General features: G+C 47.2%; 1 protein-coding gene. It reads left to right on the top strand.

Annotation, left to right across the window (positions count from 1 at the left end; genetic code table 11):
• A partial coding sequence (locus ACPYOJ_RS35105; RefSeq protein ID WP_481420345.1) for a glycoside hydrolase family 3 N-terminal domain-containing protein occupies positions 1-288 on the top strand: 288 nt, incomplete at both ends.

The following is a 288-nucleotide window of genomic DNA, read 5'->3' as shown; positions in this document are numbered from 1 at the left end:
ATCTTGTTCAGCAATCAGCGCGTGTTGCCGCAAAGGAGGCTTCAGCAGACGGAATTAACTGGACGTTCTCGCCGATGGTTGATATTTCCCGCGAACCAAGATGGGGAAGAGTATCTGAAGGCTCAGGAGAAGACCCGTATTTAGGAAGCGAGATTGCCAAAAATATGGTCTACGGATATCAGGGTAAAGATCTTTCAGCCGGAAATACTATTTTGGCCTGTGTTAAACACTTCGCATTATACGGAGCTGGTGAAGCGGGACGAGATTACAATACCGTTGATATGAGCC

The organism is Rhizobium sp. SVR5-9E (genome assembly GCF_056755095.1).
The sequence above is the reverse complement of the archived record's forward strand: the minus strand, read 5'-3'. Positions and strand labels throughout refer to the sequence as shown.